Below are 23,515 nucleotides of genomic sequence, written 5' to 3'. Positions count from 1 at the left end.
TTTTATACAATAATTAATCTTAACTTAGTTTAATCTAAGGCATAAATCTTTTTAAAATCACTTAAAAATGGATATTAAGCAAATTCAGGAACTTATTAAATTTGTTTCTCGTTCAGGCGTAAATGAAGTAGCTATTGAGCAAAAAGACTTCAAGATCACGATTAAAACTAATCAGACTCCTACAGTTATCACAGCTACAGTTCCTGCTCCGGCAGCGGCTCCAGCCCAGGTATTGCCTGCTGCAGTAGCACCTCAGCCTGTATCTGCAACAGATGGTAAACCGGCAGCTCCTGCAGAGGATACTTCAAAATACATCACTATAAAGTCGCCAATGATAGGAACATTTTACCGTTCTTCAAGTCCGGATAAGCCTTCTTTCGCAAATGTGGGAGATGAAATCGGTATTGGCAAGGTCATCTGTATTATTGAGGCCATGAAATTATTCAATGAAATTGAAAGTGAAGTATCAGGAAGAATTGTTAAAGTACTGGTTGATAATGCATCTCCGGTAGAATATGACCAACCATTATTTTTAGTAGAACCTATGTAATATTTGCCTTGGGCAGATCATTATCCAATCAATTATATGTTTAAAAAAATACTAATTGCCAACAGGGGCGAAATTGCCTTACGTATCATACGGACCTGTAAGGAAATGGGCATTAAGACTGTAGCTGTATACTCTACGGCTGACAGGGAAAGCTTACATGTTCGCTTTGCAGACGAAGCCGTTTGTATAGGTCCGCCACCAAGTAAGGATTCTTATTTAAGCATTCCAAATATTATCTCTGCCGCGGAGCTGACCAATGCAGACGCTATACATCCAGGCTATGGATTTTTATCAGAAAATGCAAAATTTTCATCTGTATGCCGCGATTATGGAATTAAATTCATTGGAGCAACACCGGAGCAGATCAACTCTATGGGTGATAAAGCTTCAGCAAAAGAGACGATGAAAAAGGCTGGTGTTCCAACCATTCCTGGCTCAGACGGTTTGCTGGAAAGCGTAAAAGAAGGAATTCAAATTGCCAATGAAATGGGCTATCCGGTTATTCTGAAAGCAACTGCTGGTGGTGGTGGCCGTGGAATGCGTGTAGTTTGGAAAGATGAGGACTTTGAAAATGCATGGGACAGTGCGAGACAAGAGTCTGGTGCTGCTTTTGGCAATGATGGCCTTTATTTAGAAAAATACATTGAAGATCCCCGCCACATCGAAATCCAGATCATCGGAGATCAATACGGTAAAGCCTGCCATTTATCTGAGCGAGACTGTTCTATTCAGCGCAGGCACCAAAAATTGGTAGAGGAATCACCATCTCCTTTCATGACCCCGGAATTAAGGGAGAAAATGGGAGAAGCAGCCATCAAAGGTGCTATTGCAGTTCAATACGAAGGTGCAGGAACCATAGAATTTTTGGTAGATAAACACCGTAATTTCTATTTCATGGAGATGAATACCCGGATTCAGGTAGAACATCCTGTAACCGAAGAAGTCATTAACTATGATTTGATCAAAGAACAAATTAAAGTGGCTTCAGGTGTACCAATTTCGGGAAGAAATTACCTGCCGGATATGCATGCTATTGAGTGCAGGATTAATGCAGAAGACCCGTTTAATAATTTCAGACCTTGTCCTGGAAAAATCACTAATTTCCACTCACCAGGTGGTCATGGTGTACGGGTGGATACGCATGTTTATGCAGGTTATCAAATCCCTTCTAACTACGATTCAATGATCGCCAAGCTCATCTGTGTTGCACAAACCAGGGAAGAGGCCATCAGTACGATGGAAAGAGCATTAAGTGAATTTGTGATCGAAGGTGTTAAAACAACGATTCCTTTTCATTTGAAATTAATGAAAGATCCAAACTTCAGAGCGGGTAACTTTACTACGAAGTTTATGGAAACTTTTGTTTTTTCTGAGTAAGAAAAAATCTATTTGTAATATTTAAAACGTAAATACCATTCTATATAAAACAGAATGGTATTTTTGTTTAACTAGTAATTTACATGAGCGATAATAAAACACAGGATCTAATTGATTCCATAAAAAACAAGGGTAAAAATCTGGAATCAGAAATGTCTTTCTTTGACCACATTGATGTATTGAGAAAACATTTATTAAGGGCTTTGCTGGTGATTGTGATCTTTACAGGGCTAGCTTTCTGGTTCTATGATTTCATTTTCAATACCGTTATCATGGGCCCTAAAAAGCCCGATTTCTGGACATATAGAATGATGTGTAGAATGGTTGATTATTTCCCTTCTTTGGGTTCCGACTTCTGCATTAAAACCATCAAGGGGAAAATTATCAATACCGAAATGGCAGGTCAGTTTACCTTACAGATCAACTCCTGTGTAATGACCGGGATCATCTTTGGAATTCCTTATCTTCTGTTTGAACTCTGGTTGTTCGTCAAACCAGCCCTGCATGAAAATGAGAGAAAGTCGACAAGTGGATTTGTATTTTTTGCCTCCAGCTTGTTCATCATTGGTATCCTGTTTGGGTACTTTGTCATTTGCCCGCTATCCATTAACTTTCTGACCAACTTTTCAGTGAGTGCTGAAATTGAAAATACATTTACTATCGATTCCTATTTATCGTCTGTTGCAACGCTAACCATTGGAACAGGGATTATATTTGAATTACCTGTGGTGATTTACATTCTCTCTAAATTTGGTATCATGACGCCCAAATTTATGCGTGCCAGCAGAAGATATGCTACAGTGGTTATTTTAATTATAGCAGCAGTGGTTACCCCTACTCCCGATATCATTACGATGCTGGTGGTTGCTTTTCCATTATTCATCTTATACGAACTGAGTATCTTTATCTCCGCTCACATTGAAAGAAAAAGAAATAAAGAATTATACGGAACTTCAAAACGTCCAAATTAAAACCATTTAAAACTAAATATGTCTGTTAAACTTAAAATTGCAATCGGGGCCGATCATGCCGGGTATGAGTACAAAGAAATCATAAAAGCCTATTTAGCTGAATATGAAGTAAAAGACTTTGGTACCCACTCCCCGGCATCTGTTGACTATCCTGATTTTGCACACCCTGTTGCAAATGCAGTAGAAAGCGGTGAATTTAATTTTGGCGTACTCGTTTGCGGAAGCGCAAACGGCGTAGCTATCACTGCCAATAAACATCAGCACATTCGTGCAGCAATATGCTGGGAAAATGAAATTGCTTCATTGGCCAGGCAGCACAATAACGCCAATATCATTTGTATCCCCGCAAGGTTTGTTTCCGAAGATCTGGCGAAAGAAATGGTAACTACTTTTCTAAGCACAGCATTTGAAGGTGGCAGACATGCCAACCGCGTAGATAAAATATCCTGTTAAAACTAAGTTCTGTAAATTCACCCGCTCATGAAGAAACACTTCCTCTACACCAGCTTCGTACTTTTCCTTGGTATAAGTACATATGCACAAAACAAAACTGCAGTTAGATTTAGTCAAAGCATAACTAAAGATAACGCTTACAAGCACCTGTCAGTTCTGGCATCTGATGAATATGAAGGAAGAGAAACTGGTAAAAAGGGAGCATGGATGGCTGCAGACTATATCAGAAATCACTTTAAATCATTCGGACTAAAGGGGCCGGTAAATGGCGATTATTTTCAGCCGATCGACATGGTTACTTATAACCTCACCCAGAGCATTGTAACTGTTAACGGTGAACCCAGGCAAGTCCTTAAAGATTTCATCATCTATCCAAATAATGTTAGCCTGAATGGGTTTACATTCAATAAAAATTCCGTTCTGTTTGCCGGATATGGTTTAAACAGAGAGGGATACAATGACTTGGAAGGCTTAAATCTCAAGGGCAAAGTTGTGATGATTTTCGCCGATGGAGATCCTTTCAAAAACGAAGAAAAGCCTGCAGACCGGGCCGCTATGCGCAAAGCCATGGTAGCCAAACAGGCCAGATTAAAAAACCTTCTGGATCTTCAGGCAAGTGCCGTTTTACTGATCGATGCTTCATGGGAAAAAAACCGGGATCAAATAAAGGGGAGTTATAACAACGGTGAAGGGCAGCCCATGTTAAAAACACCTGAACTGGAAGCCAGAATAAAGAGCCAGAAGACACTTCCCGTTATTTCCATTTCTCCCGCCCTGGCCAATGATTTGTTAAAATCAGGTGGCGTAACAATCGAATCTTTACAGAAGCAGATTGCCGAAACCAAAAAACCCGCTTCTAAAGAAGTAGAGGTTTCCTTATGTGCTACAGCCGTAAAAAAGGAAGTTAAAGTAAGGGCAGAAAATGTCCTTGGTTTTCTGGAAGGTTCAGATCCAAAGCTTAAAAAAGAAATCCTGGTTGTTACAGGACATTACGATCATATCGGTCTGACTTCTTCAGGCCCGGATAAAGTAAACAACGGCGCGGACGATGACGGCTCAGGAACAACCGGAGTTCTTATGATTGCAGAGGCTTTTTCTAAGGCAAAGAAAGCAGGAAAAGGCCCAAAAAGAAGTATTCTTTTTATGACTGTAGTTGGGGAAGAAAAAGGTTTGCTAGGTTCGGAATGGTATTCAGAACATCCGGTTTTCCCATTGGAGAAAACAATTACCAATTTGAACATTGACATGATCGGCCGCGTAGATCCTGAACACGAAAAACAACCCGATTACATCTATATCATTGGTTCTGACATGTTGAGTTCTGACCTGGACCGGATTGGTAAAAAGACAAATGCAGATTATGTCAAAATGAATCTGGACATGAAATACAACAACAGAACAGATCCTAACCAATTCTATTATCGTTCAGACCACTATAATTTTGCAAAACATAATATTCCGGTGATCTTCTATTTTAATGGGGTACATGCAGACTATCACCAACCCGGAGACGAAGTGAGCAAGATTAATTTCCCTTTACTGGCCAGAAGAGCACAGCTGGTTTACTATACTGCATGGGAACTCGCCAACGGCCTGAAAAGACCCGTTGTAGACAAGAATGAAGATGGAACGCCAAAGCACTAAATAAATTTATGAATAGAAAAACCTGCCGTCCAAGCAGGTTTTTCTATTTTAAAACCATTTCAAAGATTTAATTCTTTTAGCTATACCCTAATTATTTATATTTGAACGTGATGAAATCATCACCTGCTAAGGAAAAACAAATATATTCTAATGAAATCTCCATAAGTGGCCTGCATAAGCCTGCTACCAGGAGAGATTCATAACCTATAAAAAAATATAACGATGAAAACTGCTGAGGATTTTTTGGTAAAGGCTGACGAGAAGGCGTTTGATCTGGAACATCGTAAAACGATCAACCACAATATTGGCAAATACAATATTGCTGTGGAAAGAGGATTGTCTAAATTTGAAAACCTGGACAATTCCAAGAAAAAAGCCCATGTAATCAAATGGCGTGTGATGGAGAACCTGGATAAATTCTTACCGGAATTCGAGTCCAATTTTCAGCGAAGAGGGGGCAAAGTGATCTGGGCCAATGATGCAAATGAAGCACAGAAAGAGATTCTGAACATCATTAGCAAAAGTGGAGGCAAATCGGTCATCAAGTCAAAATCGATGACGACAGAAGAAATCCATTTAAATGATTTTTTGGAAGAACAAGGCATAGAATCACTGGAAAGTGACCTTGGAGAATATATCGTTCAATTATTGGGGCAACCACCTTACCATATTGTTACCCCTGCAATGCACTTGAGCAAGGAAGACATCGCCAAACTTTTCAACGAAAAATTCGGAACCCCTTTAGATGCTACACCAGAGCAACTGACACAAAAGGCACGGGAATTACTTCGCGAAAAATACCTGAAAGCAGATATTGGAATTAGTGGCGGTAATTTCCTGATTGCCGATACCGGAAGTATTGCATTGACAGAAAATGAAGGTAATGCAAGGTTATGTACTACTTTTCCAAAAATACATATTGCCATTGTGGGCATTGAAAAGATCATTCCTTCTATGGCAGACCTGGACCTCTTCTGGCCATTACTCGCAAGCCATGGAACCGGACAGAACCTCACCGTTTATAATACCATATTAAGTGGCCCCAGACAAGCCGGCGAAACTGATGGGCCGGAAGAAATGTATGTCATCCTGCTCGACAATGGCAGAACCAATCTATTGGCGCAGAAGGAACAACGCCAAGGTTTGTATTGTATCAGATGCGGTGCTTGTTTAAATGCTTGCCCTGTCTATAAAAATATAGGAGGCCATACTTATAACACCACTTACAGCGGGCCTATAGGCTCCATCATTACCCCTCATTTAAAGGGAATGAAAGACTTTAAACACCTGAGCTATGCCTCCAGCTTATGTGGAAAATGCTCTGAAGTTTGCCCGGTTAAAATCGACATTCACAAAATGCTCCTGCTGAACCGAAGAGATGCTGCAGCTCAACACGACAACACCAAATCGGAAGATATGGGCTGGAAGGTTTGGAAGGCAGGTATGCAGAAAAGATCCAGAATGGACATGATCGGTGGAAAACTGAAGAATTTTTTCCTTAAATTTCTGTTCAAAAAAGTGTGGGGTAAATATCGTTCCATGCCGGAAATTGCCCCGAAATCTTTCTCTAAACAATGGGAAGAAAGGAATAAGGAGCAGAAATAAAAAACCTAAACCGATTGCTAAAAACCAAATAGTATGATGCGTTTTGACAGAAAAAGTAAGGATGATGCAACTTTATTAAACTTATATGAACAACTGCTCTATCCCAGAATGATAGAGGAAAAAATGCTCATCTTACTTCGTCAGGGCCGCATAGGCAAATGGTTCTCAGGAATTGGACAGGAAGCCATTGCCATTGGCAGTACACTGGCTATGAAGGAAACTGAATATATCCTTCCTATGCACCGCAACCTGGGGGTTTTCACAGCAAGGGAAGTTCCCCTTAAAAAATTAATGGCCCAATGGCAGGGCAAATTAACCGGATTTACCAAAGGAAGAGACCGCTCCTTTCATTTCGGTACGCGGGATTACAAAATCATAGGAATGATTTCTCATCTTGGGCCACAAATGGCTTTAGCAGATGGAATTGCCCTGGCGGATCTGATTGAAGGAAAACCACAGGCTACCTTAGTTTTTACAGGCGAAGGTGCAACCAGTGAAGGTGATTTTCACGAAGCCGTAAATGTTGCTGCAGTATGGAACCTTCCGGTCATCTTCCTGATTGAAAACAACGGATATGGCTTATCGACCCCTGTTGCAGAACAATACCACTGTAAAAATCTGGTAGACAAAGCCATAGGATACGGCATTGAAGGCATCCAGGTGGACGGCAACAATGTGCTGGAGGTATACGATACCATACACGAGGTTGCCGGAAGCATCAGGAAAAACCCCAGACCAGTGCTCGTGGAATGCCTTACTTTTAGAATGCGGGGGCACGAAGAAGCCTCCGGAACAAAATATGTGCCTGAAGAATTGTTTAAAGAATGGGAAAAAAAAGATCCTGTAAAAACTTTTGAAACCTACCTCTATGAACAGGGTATACTCAACGACCAATTGGCTGATGCCTTAAAGTCCAGTCTAAAACAAGAAATAGAACAGGAAGTAGAAAGTGCTTTTCAGGAAGCCGAGCCTGTTGCAAATCCAGAGAATGAACTTCGGGATATGTACTTTCCCTATCAGCAAAAAGTAGCTCCTCCAGGAGAAGTTAGTTCAGAAATGAGATACCTGGACGCCATCAGCGATGCACTGAAAATTTCCATGCAGCAATACCCTAATCTGGTGTTAATGGGACAAGACATTGCCGATTACGGGGGCGCATTTAAAATAACTGATGGGTTCAGTACAACCTTCGGCAAAGCTCGGGTTCGCAACACCCCAATTTGTGAATCTGCAATTGTTGGCGCAGGACTCGGCCTTTCCATTAATGGATATAAAGCCGTTGTAGAAATGCAGTTTGCCGATTTTGTAAGTTGTGGCTTTAACCAAATCGTAAACAATCTGGCCAAAACACACTACCGCTGGGGCGAAAAGGCAGATGTGGTCGTTCGCATGCCAACCGGAGCAGGCACCGGCGCAGGTCCCTTCCATTCTCAGAGCAATGAAGCCTGGTTTACCAAAACTCCGGGACTTAAAGTCGTTTACCCTGCATTCCCCTATGACGCCAAAGGTCTGCTGCTCGCCGCAGTTGAAGATCCCAATCCAGTGATCTATTTTGAACATAAATACCTTTACAGAAGTCTATCCGGACAAGTACCCGAGGGCCATTATACTGTTGAAATTGGAAAAGCCAATATCCTGAAGGAAGGAAAAGACATGGTAATCATCACTTATGGCTTGGGGGTACACTGGGCACTCTCCTATCTCAACCAATACCCAGAATATTCCATTATGCTGATAGATTTGTGCAGTTTACAGCCCTGGGATAAAGAAACAGTAAAAACCGCTGTTCAAACCACCGGAAAAGTATTAATTCTTCATGAAGATACACTGGGTTCTGGATTTGGTGCAGAAATTTCCGCCTGGATCTCCGAATATTGCTTTGAATACCTCGATGCTCCAGTGATCAGGTGCGGAAGCCTGGACACTGCAATCCCAATGAATAAAGTACTGGAAGACAGTTTTCTTGCAAAAAGCAGACTTCACGAGAATGTAGAGAAGCTACGGACCTATTAGCGGCATTGGCACGATAATGGTCTGTAATTCAGAATCCATATCTACATAAATTTCCTGTTATGAAATTCTTTACTGCCTCAGCTTCCGTTTACCTCTTGTGTGTACTCTACAGTTGTAACCTTAAATCCAATCATCCGCAGGCTGAACTTGCACAAGACTCGGTTGCAACTGCAATAAACGAAAAGATCATCAACAGCTATACTGATTCTATCGACAAAAATATAGACAAGACAGAAAAGAAAAGCAGCCTTCTTTATACCATCAGAGACCATTCTCTCTACGTTGAACAATACCAGGACAACGGAAACACCATATTACTCCTCTCCAATGGAGACAATGGCGCCCTAAAGAACACAAGAAAAGCATTCTATTTTAAAAATGACAGCCTTATTTTGGTAAAAACCAGCAACATTCAGGGAACTATGTTAAAAGACACACTAACCTATTTAAGAAACAACACCATTTTTAAAATGACGCAAAGGGAAAGCTCCAATGAAAATCAGCAAAAAAAACCTTCCTATAAAATAATCAGCACTTCCAATACAGGAAATCCAGAGGCCTACCAGCAACAAATCAAATTTTTACAAGACGCCCTGGCGCAGCAAAATCAATTTGAGATGGTATTTGAGGCCATCCACATTCTCCCCGAGGAAAGCTATATGAGTTTAAAAAGTAAAACCAACAGCGCTTATCAGGCCACCCTTCTTATAGAAGAAAAGGACGCACTCATCGACAGTCTTATCGCAGACCCGCTAAAATACAAAGGTGAAAAGATCCGGTTCAACTGGATCATCAAAGACAAACAGGCCATCTATGTTCCAGTGGCCAGCAAAGTTACTTCGGCCAAAGGATTGAACAAATAAATGTTTCCATTGTCCAGGCAAAGGCACCGGTACCTTTTTCGGAGTCTTTCTCCTTTGCGAAACTTCCGGCCGTCCTTAATGGTGAATACAGTGTTTAAAGGGATTTCTTCAAGTCTTGAGGAGTTGTATGCCTGATCATACCTTTTAAGCGCCCTGGAGAGCTGTAGATCAGTACAGCTGGATGCTGAAGGATTACTCAGATAAGTTAAAATCGCCCGGTGAATATCTTCCGGAAAAACGGACTGCTCCAAAAAAGGACTCATCATCCTTTTGAAATTGTTCTTCCACTCCTGTCCATGAGGTTTTACCTTATTCTTATATTCATTCCAGGTCAGCAAATGTGCAAATTCATGAACTGTAGTGACCAGAAAAGCGTAGCGGTTCAAATCATTGTTGACAGAAATCTTATGCCCCGCATCTTTAAATGGATGCCGGTAATCCCCAAGCTTAGTTGCCCTGTTTCTGGATATTTTAAACTCACACTGGAAATAATCTATCCATTTCGCGATCAGCGGCGCAGCAGCCGGCGGCATATATTGCGTAAGAACCTGTACCTTTTCCACAGAGGCTAAGATAGAAAATTACTTTAATAACTGATAGGCAATCAGACTGGCTATATAGGCCATCCCTGTCATATATACAATCTGGATCAGCGGCCATTTCCAGGATTTCGTTTCCCTGAATACAACAGCAACAGTACTCATACATTGCATGGCAAAAGCATAGAACAACATCAAAGAAAAACCAGTCGCAAATGTAAAAATCTGTAATCCGGTATTGGCATCTTTTGCCGCCAGCATTTTAGCCCTGATCGTACCCGTCTGCGCATCACCGCCTTCTACACTATAGATTGTAGCCATTGTACCCACAAATGCTTCCCTGGCAGCAAAAGAGGTAATTAGAGCTATACCAATCTTCCAGTCAAAACCAAGAGGTCTGATCACAGGCTCGACGGTCTGTCCCAATATCCCCGCATAAGAATTTTCAAGACGTTCTGCAGCTTTATCCCTTTCCAGTGTACTCACCTGTACGCTATCTTTTGAAGCCTCAATTTGCGCATATTTTTTTTCAATCTGCTCCATACGCTTTGGCGGCCCATAGGTTGCCAGCACCCACAGAATAATAGAAATCGCGATAATCACTTTACCTGCCTCAAAAACAAAGGTTTTTGATTTCTCATACATCGTAAAGATCACGTTCTTCCACCTTGGCATCCGGTATACCGGCAGCTCCATAATGAAATACGATTTTTCTTTCGCTTTGATCAGAAACTTCATGACAAAGGCCACCAATACAGCGGCAAGGATGCTGATCACATACATGCCCATTAATGTCAGGCCCTGCAGATTGATAAATCCAAAAACATGTTTATTAGGAATGATCAGGGAGATCAGCAAGGTATAAACAGGTAAACGGGCAGAACAACTCACCAATGGAGACACCATAATCGTAATGATCCGGTCTTTCCAGCTTTCAATATTCCGGGCACTCATGATAGAAGGCACAGCGCAGGCCAGACTGCCGATCATCGGTACAACCGATTTTCCGCTCAGCCCAAATTTACGCATCACTTTATCCATCATAAAAGTCACCCTTGCCATATAACCTGTATCTTCCAATACAGAGATAAAAGCAAATAAAATAGCAATCTGAGGAATAAAGATCATTACCCCTCCCAAACCAGCAAGAATTCCATCCAGAAAAAGATTGGTCAAAATACCATCCGGAAGGTGCTGATGCCCATAATTTGTTAACCAGGCAAAACTTCCTTCAATCAGTTCCATCGGATAGGATGACCAGGAAAAAATAGAGTTAAAAATGAAGAACAGGATCGCTATAAAAATAATAAATCCCCAGAAACGGTTGGTTAATATGGCATCCAGTTTATCGCTAAAGATAAATTTACGTTTGGCACCAGTATCCTCTATCACACCAGAAAGAACGGTACTCAGATACCTGTAACGGGCAATCGTTTCTGCTCCCTGCTGTTTCGAAGATTCGAAATCAGCTCCTGCTTTTATCTCATCAAGGGTTTTATGTTGCTCTGCAGATAAAAAATCGAGGTGTTGATGCTGATGAAGCAGCTGTAAGGCAAAATAATCGTTTTCTGTATTTAATAAAGCCTTAGCCTTATCAACGGCCTCAGGCGCAAGCACGTGTACATCTGTTCCATCCAGCTGAGTCGGAATACTTGTACTGTTGACAATGGCCTGCTTAAGTTCCTCTAAACCGATATTGCTTCTGGCGGATATGGCCACAACCTGGATACCGAGTCTTTTGGACAACAGATCAATATTTACAGTCAAGCCTTCCTTTTTAGCCATGTCTGTCATGTTCAGCACCAAAATTACCGGCAAGCCTAAATCTGCAACCTGCGAATACAACAACAGGTTCCTGCGGAGATTGGTGGTATCAGCAACCAAAATAACCAAGTCCGGATGGCTGGAATTACTTTTATCGGCAAGCACCTGGAAAACAATGCTCTCATCCCTGCTCTTCGGATACAAACTATACGTTCCGGGAAGATCTATAATCTCGGCCTGCTGCTGACTAGAAAGCTTACAATAACCTACCTTTTTATCAACAGTAATCCCCGGGAAGTTCCCGATTTTCTGGTTTAAACCAGTTAACAGATTAAACAGAGTCGATTTTCCTGTATTAGGATTACCAACCAGGGCAATTTTAAAAACAGAAGCCAAATCTTTATTGTATTATGATAACGGATGCTTCATTTTTACGTAAACAAAGCTGATAGCCGGCTACACGTATAGCCATAGGATCACCAAGAGGTGCAAAACGTTCCACTTCAACGAGTTCTCCAGGCAAACATCCCATTTCCATTAACTTCACTGACATCTCCAAATCTGTAAATGCGACTATAGTTCCTGTTTCTCCTACGTTTAACTGCGAAAGTTTCATTGTCCTAAATTAGGTCGGCAAGTTAGCCTTTATTGATAATAATTCCAAATAAAGGCCGACTTATGTTACATTCTCATCCGCATACCACCTCTATCGCCACCTCTGCCTGGCATTTTCATATCTCCTTGCATATTTTTGCCGCCCATCCGGTTCAACGAGTAGGTAAATGACAATAAGCAATAGCGCTTAAGCACATTGTAATTTAAATCAGTAATCGTGTTACTGGTAGAAGTACGGCTCACACCACGGTTTTGGTTCAGCAGGTCGTATACCTCAAATTTAAATGTTCCTCTGTTTTTAAAGAATTGTCTGCTGATGTAAGAATTAAGCAGTGTGTATTTGCTATCATAGCCTTCACCCCTTCCAGTATTTTGAAAATAATCCACATTGGCCGCTAAACGAATATCGCCGGGAAATACATAACTGATATCCATGGTCGGATTTAAAGTATAATAAGTTGTATTTGCATTGGGCTGTGCCGAGTAAATACTTCTGTTTAAAGTTCCGTTAATACCTGCTGTAAGATCAAACTTCTCAAAATTGGAAACCAGTTTATAGCCATTTGTCACACTGAAATTCGTGGAAACGTTATTGATGGAATTGGTAATGTTCACTCCTTTTGAAAACGATGTACTTAAATTAATATTCACATTTAATTTGTTTTCCGGAATGATAGGGAGCCCAACAAAAGAACCTGCATTAAACTGATAAACACCCTTAACGTTAACAGGAAGTACCGCAATCTTTCCATTCTTTGTCGTATCCGGATCATTAACGATCAATGTACTGCTGTTCCCTATAGCATTAAAGGTCTGCGAGATATTCGCAAAAACAAACAATGACCTGAAATGGGCGAAATCAAAATTGTTATAGAAAATACTCAGGTTATTGGTAAATGAAGGTTTAAGCTGAGGATTTCCCAATGCAATACTTTGTGTACTGGAATTATCCGGGACTGGTTGGATCTGGGAAATTGTGGGTTGTGTGGTAGAACCACGGTAATTGATCCTTAAACGTTTGCTGTTACTAAAAGTATATCTAAACTGCGCACTTGGCGTAATATTATAAAAATTCTGATTGAACACATTTCCAGTCGTGATGTTGTCATTTTTCCGATCTGTATTCTGCACAGCAACACCCGCATTCAGATTGTATTTCTTCCCGGTTTTTGTAAAGCTGAAACCAAGGGAATTCGTCAGGGTCGTATTCTCATAGGTGTTAGAATAGGTATTATCTATCAGATCATACTGAGAAGTAAGCGGATTAAAATTGTAGGTAAATCGTTCCGATCTGTCGTGATTATAACCGTTCTGGTAATTCAACTCCAGGTTCAGCGTTTTTGACAATGGCTCTGTATAAACCACTCTGGCTGTATTACCAATAGAATTCGTTTTTACGTCATTAAACTGGTTTGTCAGCGATTGTGATGTTCCTGTAGCATCAATGGTATTGGCAACAATATTATTATAATTATCTGAAGTATTGTCGTTAATATTTGTACCCACGTTCAGGGAAATTGTACGTCCCCTACGAAGAAATTTATGGCGCAACAACAAATTATTGGACAATGTAGGAGAAGTAGATTCTGTATTATAGCCCTGAGTACCATTTGTCGAAGACTGAGCATATTGATTGGTATAGGTACTCTTCTGATTCAGTTTTGTATCCGTATAGCTCAGGTTTGGCTGTATTTTGATCGAGGTGGCCGAATCAATTTTAGTATCTATAAGAAAATTCAATCTGTGATTAAGACGGTCAGTCGTGCTGTTCAGGTCATTTCCAAAAGTCGTTTTGGTATTGCCCAGCAAATTTTGCGTTAAACTGTTCTGTTCATTGAACAATGATGTCTTATTGAAGAAGTAACTGGCGTTGATCTCCGTCTTATTCTTCGTAATGGTCGCAAAGTTAAAACCGGCAGCATTAGTTGTTGTAATACCCTGAGGCGGAGCAGCACTGCCACTAACCAGTTGTGCCATTCTTCCACCTCCGCCACCTGTTCCGCCGCCGCCGCCAAAGTTTTGTTTATTCACATTATTAAACTGGCCAACAACAGACATCTGCTCATCACCCTTAAATTTATTGACATTCAGGTTAACATCATATCTACCGTCAGTTCCATACCCGGCAGAACTGTTTCCAAAGATTCCGTTCTTCTTATCTTTTTTGGTCGTGATGTTGATGATTTTTTCCCTGTTACCATCATCCACACCTGTAAACTGGGCCTGATCAGACATCTGATCAATCACCTGTATTTTATCCACCATATCTGCCGGTAAATTTTTTGTGGCCAGCAAGGGATCACTCCCAAAAAACTCTTTGCCATCTACCTTGATTTTGGTAACCGTCTCTCCCTGTGCTTTAATGCTTCCATCTTTAGCAACTTCAACACCCGGCAACTTCTTTAAAACATCTTCTACAACTGCATTCTCCCTTACTTTTACCGTGCTCGCATTAAATTCAATTGTATCCTTTTTAACTACTATAGGTGGCGCCTGGCCTTTAATCTCTACCGTCTTTAAATCAAGACCTGTATTTTGCATCGCAAGATCACCCAGACTAACCGCAGCAGCATCAGCTGTGACTGTAAAATCTTTGGTTACATTTTGAAGCCCCAGATAAGCCACATACAGACGATATGCACCTGGAGCAAGTCCTTTTACTTCAAAACGACCATCTTTTTCCGTATTGATCGTTCCAACAACACTAGAGTCTTTTAAACTTTTTATAGCAACTGTCGCATAATCAACAGGCTGTTTGTCCTTGGCTGTAATTACTCTTCCGGCGACAGATCCATTTTTGGTTTGAGCTGATAAAAGTGAGCTTAAAAACACCAGTATAACGAATACCAGTCCGGGCGTAAAAATTTTAGTCATAAATTAAATATATACAATTTATCCTTATAGACCTTTAAGGACGGCAATGGATTAGTTGAAGGTCAGAAAATCCTGGTAACAATTTAAATACACGGATGATGGTCCTCCCTTAAGAGTTCCCCGTTTTCTTTTGACGGCTATTTAAAGCACTCACTTTAGGGCAGCCACAACCTGGTTTAAACACACTACAACTGCTCAGCAAAACCATACAGAGCAGTGCAGCAATACTAAGCTTTCTTTTCATGATAATCTGATTTATGCAATAAAATATAACTAAAAATTCCCATCGCAACACCAATCATATCACAGCCAAAATCCCACCATTCTGCAGAGCGGTAAGGAAAAAACGCATATTGGATCATCTCTATTCCACCCCCAACTAAAGCAGTGATTAAAATGATTTTAAATATAGTAAGCGAGCGGAAACTATAACTATGTTGATGGTTGATCTTGCCATACAGCAACAGGACTGTAAGCACATAAAAAAAACCAAGATGCACCAACTTATCAAACCCTGTAAAAAAAATGCCAGTCTCTTTAGAGTCTGGCATCTTAATGCAACAAAGTATTAAAATAAATATAGTCCAGAGAATTGCCCAGACCTGGTATTTTAACCCTTTTAAATAATTCATTCTAAGCTCCTACTAAAGTTTTGTAAGCATCTGCATCTAACAATTCATTTACAGCTTCAACATCTGTTAAACTTACCTTTACCATCCATCCTTCTCCATAAGGATCAGAATTTACCAGTTCAGGATTATCATTCAGCGCCGCATTTACTTCAGTAACAGTTCCAGTTACCGGCATAAACAAATCAGACACTGTTTTTACAGCTTCTACAGTTCCAAAAACATCATCTTTTTTAACTTCATCGCCAACGGTGTTGATATCAATATAAACAATATCACCCAGCTCACGCTGCGCAAAATCAGTTATACCTACATAAGCTTCAGCGCCTTCCACTCTAACCCATTCGTGGTCTTTAGTGTATTTTAATTCTGATGGAAAATTCATTCTTATTTATTTTTATGTCAAAGTTAATTAATCTTGTGCTCTTATACCAACCTTAATTCAGTGTAATCCTTAAACTAAAACCAAAATTACTAAAGGACGTATTAAATGTTTGTGACGTGTAGGGTTTAGTAACATTGGAGTCATAAAACAATTTAACGTTAAAACGCTGGTTCAAGATATAATCCACGCTTGGCCTGAATGTAATATTTTTGGCACCTGAAGAAACCTCTGCCTCCGTTACATCCGCCCTGTAGATCACGGTCTTGTTATCCCTTACCGCTACATCCAGTTTAAAATCCATATTGTTGTTCATCTTGAGCTGTTTGAATAAACCAAAAGGGAACCTGAACTTTGAAGTCCTGTAGCCCAGACCAAAGATCATATTGTTCTCTGACATTTGGGCCAGCTGGCTATTGGCCAGGCTCAATCCAAGTAAGCGGGTCCTTCCAATTTCAAAATTAGCCGTGATATTGCTCTTTAAACGGGTATCTATTCCAATAAGCGGAGCAAACTGCTCTGCAATAGTGACCTGCGAATATTGATAACGCGGAAGGAAATTCTGATTGTCATCTCTGCTGGTTACCGAACCATCCCGTTCCGCATACTTCAAAAGAGAATTAAACCCTGTTACACTGTATATAGAACGATAAGAATGTCTCAGGTCAATAGATTTAAAATACTCCTCCAGGAAAGGAATTCTCGTCAGTCCACTGTAATTGATCCTCCAGTTAGGCAACGGTATTTTAGGAAAGGAATTCAGGCTCACTGAAGAAGCATCCTTCCCTGTATAGGCCGCAATAAATGCAGAAACCACTACATCCTGAGCTTCCTTCCCATACCCATCTGCAAATCCATCTACACTGCCACTTGAATGTAGGTTCTGACCACCCAGCCTTTGAGAAATAACCTGCCTGTTGGCCATGAATTTATCAAACAACTTGGAAACAATACTGCCATTCTTATCAGAAAAAGCAGTTCCAAGAGAAATAAAACTCACACTGTAATCACCCGTCGTAGTTGGACTGAGCTCGTCAAAGCTATGTGTACTTTCCCTGTATCTGAAATTGGTAGAATAATTCAGTGTCTGGTTCTTATTTGCGGTTAAGGTAATCCGCAGATCACGAATAGGCTCCACCGTACTCGTTAAACTCAAATCCTCGCGAAGTGTATTGATGTACAATTGCGATTGCAGCGTATCCGTCGTAATCCAGCCATTGTTAATAGCCATCTGACTAATATCCCTTTGACTACCAAATACAAAGCCCAATCCAGGAGCACCTGTAGCCCCGTCAATACCAAAGAACTTCGTTCTGGGAAGATAACCCGGAAGAAAGATACCTTTAGTCTGCGTATAAGCAGCATTGATGGTCTTGATACTGGTTAAAAGATTAACGAAGAATGCTGAAGCCCCACTTTTATCAGGTCCGGAGTTCCGTCTGATGAAACCAAATTTATTATAAAGGCTGGTTAAATTCAGTGTAGGATTAATTTGAATTGTTCTGGAATTCTGAATGGTATTCCCTAAATTGATATTTGGATCATTCAAAGTAGCCAGCGGCTCGGTTTGCCAGTTAAAGTTCGTTCCGTACCGGGTGGCCACATTCACCCAATCCATACCCGGAATTTTATTCATTGGCAAGTTATAGGTTATATTCAGGTTATGACTATAATCCGTTGTACGCCCAAGCCGTTTCAAATTCTGCCATACAGTATCCCTTTTCATCCCATCAATTTTACCATCAGGTTCATCGATGATGGAATAATTAGTCGCATCAAAATCCAATGTTAATGAACGGGTCAGGTTCCAGGAAATCCCATACACCCTGGTGATCAGGAAATTCTTATTATAGGTGGTATTGATCGGTATTCCGTTCACCGGGCTATTGTCCCTAAGTTTATTCTCCGCGTAATAGCGGTCTACATCAATCCTGAAATTGATGGAACTTGGCAATAAGCTAAAATTAATATCCCTCAGCAAGGCCATGGTATTCGACTTGATAATCTTATCAAATGGGGTAATCGAATTGGACTGACCCGCATAATTATAGGCAAGCGACGCCCTGTAAGTACGCTGTATGGAATTCTCATTAATAAAATCTCTGTGCGAATAACTGGTATAAGCATAGCTCGCACTTAGATTTTCCACATCCCACAGATGCACCTTTTTACTTGCATCTGTACGTTCTTTTCTCACATTGGTGAAATTGATACTGTTCCGCGTGGTGTAATCCTGGGCATAGTTCAGGATGGCTTTCTTCTCTTCTTTAGTCGCAGCATCCAGGGAATTTTTTAGTTCTATATCCGGTTTCATCGGATCATACTGAGGCGTACTCACCTGCTTGGAATAGCTGATAAACATAGGCACTCTCAGGGCCGTTTTCTTTGGAAAAAACTTACCAAGCTCCATACTCGAAGAAATATCAAAAAAGATATTATCGGCCCGGTTACGCTCACTTACACGATCCTCCAGCGCACCAAAACCCACTGTAGATTTGCTACCTGAAATGTTCACATCAGCAAAATCCGCCAGCTTGGCATTGACACGCGCAGTTGCTGCCCAGCCCCCTCTCTCATCAAACTCGGTTAACCGCAATTCATTAAACCACAACTGAGCACTTTTATCCTGACCATCATCAGATCCCGGATTGGCCAGGTTTTTATGCGGATTTTTAACCCCAAGCATATATACCCTGACCTTACTCATATCAGGCTGCCCTTTAATGATAACCGAACGCTCACCATCCATATACACAAAAGGAATATTTGGCGGCCATAACTGTCCAGCCGATGTACGGGCATTGTTCCTGGCCAGCTTGGCCTTTTGGAACAGCTCCAGCTGGATGTCCATTTTATTCTGGTCCGGCCATATGGAGTAAGGATTACTGGTTCCAGGTTGTGTAACCACCAAAGGCTGATTGTACTCGTAATAGTTGTCCTGGTTATCTGTACCTATTCTTAAAAACGCGCTCAAGTCCCGGTCATTAACCACCGAATTACCCACCGCCTCCAGGTGGATAAACATCTCCAGCCTTTTATATGAACGGAAATCACTGTAAGCCGTTTTGAATGTCGCCCGACCATAGCCATCCCTTAAATTCTTTACTGTAAGGGTCAATGACTGTTCATTCAACTGCGTATTGTTCTGATAATTGGTATAGTCTTTTTGACGTTGAATACCAGGAGGAACCACGTAAGGAATCGGCGAACGTTTGCCATTCTCCTCGATATTAATCGTCGCAATCTCTATAGTAGAGTTGTCAGGACCTACGGCACCCACCGATGGATCGACAATAATCTGAGAAGGATCATTGTTCGAATTGTACTGTCTCCACTCTCCCCTCACCAGTTGAATTTTCGCAAACCTCAATATCGTCGTATCTGCAAAATCTGTCATGAACATCCGGATGAAACGTATAGACTTAAAATCCTGTATACCACCTATCTTCTGATCAAAATCAGCAATAGGGATCCTAATCTGATACCAGTTGACGGCCTGTGTTTGCCCGTTGGCCAGTTTAACCTGCGAAGTCACCTTGTCCGTAATGTATTTCTTACCCACCATCAGATCTGCCGGGCGCATCGATATCTTGTATTGGAAGTATTCGTCAGACTGGGTCATGTTGTTGTCCCTGTTGATGTCTTCCCCATCCGGCAAAGAAGTTGAAGCAGAGTTATCAACTCCAAAATCATCCTGAGATTGTTTTGAGGTCTTGGAATTCCCCTCTGGTCCGTTATAGTCCTGGTACCTTCTTAAAATCTTTGCACGCGCCTGATCCAGTGCCGTGCCTCTGAAATAAGCATAGTCATCGGAAGATGGATCATTTTCAAATTTAGCCGCTGCATCCGGATTCAGCTGTCCTCTGATCTGATTGATCTGCGCATTGAATTTCTTTCTTTCATCATTGTCGGACAGACCATCAAGTCCTACATCCTGTGCCTTTCTTGCATCAGGATCGTTATCAAAAGCCTGCACCACCGGCTGAAGCTTGGGTACCCTGCCCCAATTGGTTTCATCGTATTTACTGGGGTCTCCATCGGCAGGCAAGCCATTCTCCAAAGACTTACGCCCATCCTTCAAAATATCTTCAGAGATGTTCCCAAGATTAAAATAAAGGTCCCCACCAGCAGAACCAGGTTTATAGATATAAGGATCCATTACCCAAAGCTCTATATACTCAATATTAAGCGCTTCAAAATCATTGGTAGAAATAGGCCTGAAAAGCCCCCCCCATCTGGTTTTAGGATTTTTTAAAGTTCCATCCGAATTAAAACCTGTCGGGGTATAGTTGTAAGGACCACGAAGCATAGGATAAAAGGCCACATCAAGTGTAGGTAAGGTTGTAGGTTGCCCTGTAGGAATCTCTTTAAAAGGAAAAACCTCCTGTTCCAGGATCTCCCTTACATAATGATTCGACAATTCCGTTTTATCATTTCTAAGATAATCAGGAATGTTGGAAGAAATCTTATTATAAAAGCTGGGGTCTATATTATAAAATGCAATCTTTGCCCTGTTGTATCCATAAGCCAGGTTATCAATAAGCGCCGCTTCCGGAAACAACTGCGGTGTTCCCGATAGCTGCCAGGATATGGCACCTTTTAACTCAATGACCGAACGGGAAGCTTCAAAATCATCCAGATAACTTGTACCGCCCTTACTTCCATCTGCATTAATTGCGCTGGGATGCCCGGGGATCAACTGCGCAAACTCTCCAGAGAAAGTAATGCTCGACGGTGCTTTAGTAGAAATAAATGGCAACTTATCCACCATCTTTGTCAAAAACCTGGAAGGGGAACTGTAGTTCAGATCAAGCCCCCACATGGTATTGGAAATGGGCTCTTCCCCGATGTTCACCTTTGCCGTCAATGGCTTTTCACTCAGGTTCATAAATGTTCCACCCAGCGTCAGTTTATTGTTTACCCGGTAATCCATCCTCGTCCCGAATAAACTGCGCTGCTGAAGACCAAACATTTCATTATTCTCCGTTGTGATCTTTATGGGCTGTCCCGAAGTGAGCAGGCCCACGTTAAGAATCTTCACCCTTCCGCCCTGGTAATCTACGGTATAATCTACACCCTCCTGCAAAGGCATGGTTCCCGCAAGTACTTTAACCGATCCCTGAGGAACATTAATGGAATTTAAAGAAAACTCTGTTGAAATCTCAGACTGATAAGTTCCTTTAATTACATAACGGTTCTTATTGGTGAACAACTGCTGTGCGATCACCTTCGTGGAATCGTACAAAGCTGTATAGGTATACTTATCGATTAAATTCTGTTCGCCCGGTAAAAACTGGCTTGCCAGATCCCTTCCAAAAGGCTCCAGTACAGGAAATATAATCCTTCCGTTCAATGGATCAATGGTGATGTACCCGCTGCTGGTGTTGGAACCAAAGCTCGCCAGACTCGCATTAGAATTAACCGTACTGGACGTTATGGGCGTGTTAATGTCATTTGCATTGGGTGTATTACCCACCGTAAAAGGTTTGTTTTCCACCTGAAAATCGAAAACACCATCCGGCTTTTTTTCACCCTGCATATTTAAACGATCCAGGCGGGTCACCTGGATCCATTGCTTGTTTTTCAGCGGCGTTTTTGTCTCATTATCTATCTTTTCACCTTCCAGGATCAAGGGGCTCTCCACACCATTCGTTTCATCAATCCTGTAGATATCGAGTTTAAAATTCTGCTGGCTGATCTGATATCCGCCAATAGAATAAATATTTTTCATCATCAGGTTCCAGGTAGGCAGACTGGTCTTGGTGGTTTCGTTCTTCAATAATTTTGCAAACAGCAATTTTGGTGTGGTCGGATCAAAAGGCACATCGGTTGAAAACTCCCCCACCTGGTATTCTACACCAGAATAGGTATACCGGTAAACTACAGCCAACACTTCATCTGAGTTTAAAGCGGTGTTTAAGGAAATATAACCCAACTGTGGGTTCAACTTGTATTCCCTGTCAGATAATTTCCGGGCATAGGTTAACTTTGCATAGTTATCTGTAGCGCCCGTAGCCTGAAAGAATGGAATGATGGCATTTGAATTCGTAAACCGGGCATCTGCAGGAACCTGCTGAAGTAAATTATTGGATTGCCTCGGAAACTGTGTGGAAGTAAAGCCAGAAGGCAGTGCAGATCCGCCGCCTACTAGGGTTCTGTTATAAGGTTTATTCTCCCCTAAATCCAGGAAGGCCAGAATGTCCCGTGAATCCTGCGTTGCCCCCGTTTTATTGGTTACCCAGACTTCTATCTTTGTAATGTTGACTCCTGAGGTCACAAAAGGTGCGCTGGCCAGGGCCTTATTGTAGTTGTCCCTGAAATACTGGGCCAGGAAATAGTGCTTATTGGCCTCATAGTTATCCCCCGTTATCCGGTACTCATTTTGCTGGGCACCATTGTTAATATTGATCTGCCGGGTCTGCGATTTCTGCTGGGAAAAAACCGAGGTTACGTTCAGCTTTCCGAATTGCAGCTGAGTTTTGATCCCGAAAAGAGATTGGGTACCATGGATAAGCGTACTGCTTAAAGGCAGGCTGACATTACCTGCTTCGATCTTTTTAATGATGTCATCCTCCCCACCCGTATAATCCAGTTTCACCTGGTTCTCAAAGTCGAACTGCGCCTCAGTATTGTAGTTCATATTGATCTTCAGCTTGGAACCGATATTACCGATCACATCCATTTGGATCCGCTGGTTGAAATCAAAATTACTCTGAACCCTCTGACGTTCATTAAATAAAGGGTTCTCATTTTTGTTAATCCTGCCCAGAAGCGTCAGCTCAGCCTCTCCCCGGGGTTGAATATCAATATTTGTTCCCCCGAAAATTCTTTCAAAAGACCTGCTGTTCACCGTTAAGCTCGGAATGATACCCGTTCGTCTTACACCCTCCACCTCCGTATTCGAAAACTGCCTCCAGTTCTCCCTTTTGATCTCGCTATTGATCAAACGCTGATATTCTTCTATGGTCAGGTATTGCGGGGGCCCAAGAAAGCGGCCACCAACTCTGTCCCTGATGATGTAACGTTTATTGACCGCATCAAATTCGACCTCCCGGGTCACATTGGTCGGCAATGGGTCAAAAGGATTGTAACCCTGTCTTAAACCAAGGCGTTGTTTCTCTTTTAAGCTGAAGTCATTCCTGGTCGTATCTGATCTGGATCTTGCCGGCTTAACTTGAGAAAAAGTTTGTTGTCCCCAAAAGGTAACAACCAAAGAGATCATTAAGATAGATAGTT

At 41.5% G+C, this 23,515-nt stretch carries 16 protein-coding genes; 8 read left to right on the top strand and 8 right to left on the bottom strand.

Annotated elements, in window-relative coordinates; all coding sequences use genetic code 11:
- Positions 1-67: 67 nt before the first annotated feature.
- From accB to R2S08_RS24390, 8 genes are all read left to right on the top strand, one after another.
- Complete coding sequence (gene accB, locus R2S08_RS24425) at positions 68-550, top strand: acetyl-CoA carboxylase biotin carboxyl carrier protein (protein WP_316837589.1); 483 nt, start codon at positions 68-70, stop codon at positions 548-550.
- A gap of 36 nt (positions 551-586) precedes the next feature.
- On the top strand, positions 587-1,927 hold the full coding sequence (gene accC / locus R2S08_RS24420) for an acetyl-CoA carboxylase biotin carboxylase subunit (RefSeq protein WP_316837588.1): 1,341 nt from the start codon (positions 587-589) through the stop codon (positions 1,925-1,927).
- An 83-nt stretch (positions 1,928-2,010) separates the two neighbouring features.
- The gene (gene tatC, locus R2S08_RS24415) at positions 2,011-2,898 is read left to right on the top strand and encodes a twin-arginine translocase subunit TatC (RefSeq protein WP_316837587.1); all 888 of its coding nucleotides are present in this window, start codon (positions 2,011-2,013) and stop codon (positions 2,896-2,898) included.
- Between the two features lie 18 nt (positions 2,899-2,916).
- The gene (gene rpiB / locus R2S08_RS24410; RefSeq protein WP_316837586.1) at positions 2,917-3,351 is read left to right on the top strand and encodes a ribose 5-phosphate isomerase B; all 435 of its coding nucleotides are present in this window, start codon (positions 2,917-2,919) and stop codon (positions 3,349-3,351) included.
- Positions 3,352-3,378: 27 nt separating this feature from the next.
- Positions 3,379-4,995, top strand: a complete 1,617-nt coding sequence (locus R2S08_RS24405) for a M28 family peptidase (protein ID WP_316837584.1) — start codon at positions 3,379-3,381, stop codon at positions 4,993-4,995.
- Positions 4,996-5,217: 222 nt separating this feature from the next.
- Positions 5,218-6,600, top strand: a complete 1,383-nt coding sequence (locus R2S08_RS24400) for a LutB/LldF family L-lactate oxidation iron-sulfur protein (protein WP_316837583.1) — start codon at positions 5,218-5,220, stop codon at positions 6,598-6,600.
- A gap of 33 nt (positions 6,601-6,633) precedes the next feature.
- Positions 6,634-8,613 (top strand): thiamine pyrophosphate-dependent enzyme, encoded by a 1,980-nt coding sequence (locus R2S08_RS24395; RefSeq protein ID WP_316837582.1) that lies wholly within the window; start codon positions 6,634-6,636, stop codon positions 8,611-8,613.
- Positions 8,614-8,672: 59 nt separating this feature from the next.
- A complete protein-coding gene (locus tag R2S08_RS24390; protein ID WP_316837581.1) occupies positions 8,673-9,476 on the top strand; it encodes a hypothetical protein in 804 nt (267 codons plus the stop codon).
- Here the strand turns inward: R2S08_RS24390 and R2S08_RS24385 are convergent.
- The 8 genes from R2S08_RS24385 to sprA form a co-directional block, all read right to left on the bottom strand.
- Complete coding sequence (locus R2S08_RS24385) at positions 9,425-10,039, bottom strand: SprT-like domain-containing protein (RefSeq protein WP_316837580.1); 615 nt, start codon at positions 10,037-10,039, stop codon at positions 9,425-9,427. The two genes, R2S08_RS24390 and R2S08_RS24385, sit on opposite strands and share 52 nt — an antisense overlap.
- Before the next feature lie 18 nt (positions 10,040-10,057).
- Positions 10,058-12,175: a ferrous iron transport protein B gene (feoB, locus tag R2S08_RS24380; protein WP_316837579.1), complete on the bottom strand. Its 2,118-nt coding sequence runs from the start codon at positions 12,173-12,175 to the stop codon at positions 10,058-10,060.
- 4 nt (positions 12,176-12,179) lie between these two features.
- Positions 12,180-12,395, bottom strand: coding sequence for a ferrous iron transport protein A (locus tag R2S08_RS24375; protein ID WP_108555370.1), 216 nt, complete (start codon positions 12,393-12,395; stop codon positions 12,180-12,182).
- 65 nt (positions 12,396-12,460) lie between these two features.
- On the bottom strand, positions 12,461-15,268 hold the full coding sequence (locus tag R2S08_RS24370) for an outer membrane beta-barrel family protein (RefSeq protein WP_316837578.1): 2,808 nt from the start codon (positions 15,266-15,268) through the stop codon (positions 12,461-12,463).
- A 109-nt stretch (positions 15,269-15,377) separates the two neighbouring features.
- Positions 15,378-15,512 carry a hypothetical protein gene (locus R2S08_RS24365; protein WP_316837577.1) on the bottom strand — a complete coding sequence of 45 codons (135 nt, stop codon included), beginning with the start codon at positions 15,510-15,512 and terminating at the stop codon, positions 15,378-15,380.
- The gene (locus tag R2S08_RS24360) at positions 15,496-15,900 is read right to left on the bottom strand and encodes a VanZ family protein (RefSeq protein WP_316837576.1); all 405 of its coding nucleotides are present in this window, start codon (positions 15,898-15,900) and stop codon (positions 15,496-15,498) included. Before R2S08_RS24360 ends, R2S08_RS24365 begins: the two co-directional genes overlap by 17 nt.
- Before the next feature lies 1 nt (position 15,901).
- Positions 15,902-16,282, bottom strand: a complete 381-nt coding sequence (gcvH, locus tag R2S08_RS24355) for a glycine cleavage system protein GcvH (protein ID WP_316837575.1) — start codon at positions 16,280-16,282, stop codon at positions 15,902-15,904.
- A gap of 52 nt (positions 16,283-16,334) precedes the next feature.
- The gene (sprA, locus tag R2S08_RS24350) at positions 16,335-23,501 is read right to left on the bottom strand and encodes a cell surface protein SprA (RefSeq protein WP_316837632.1); all 7,167 of its coding nucleotides are present in this window, start codon (positions 23,499-23,501) and stop codon (positions 16,335-16,337) included.
- Between the last annotated feature and the right edge of the window lie 14 nt (positions 23,502-23,515).

Origin of the sequence: Pedobacter nutrimenti (genome assembly GCF_032678445.1) — a bacterium.
Lineage (GTDB): Bacteria > Bacteroidota > Bacteroidia > Sphingobacteriales > Sphingobacteriaceae > Pedobacter > Pedobacter nutrimenti_A.
Note: the sequence above shows the minus strand (reverse complement) of the source record. Positions and strands in the feature narration are given on the sequence as shown.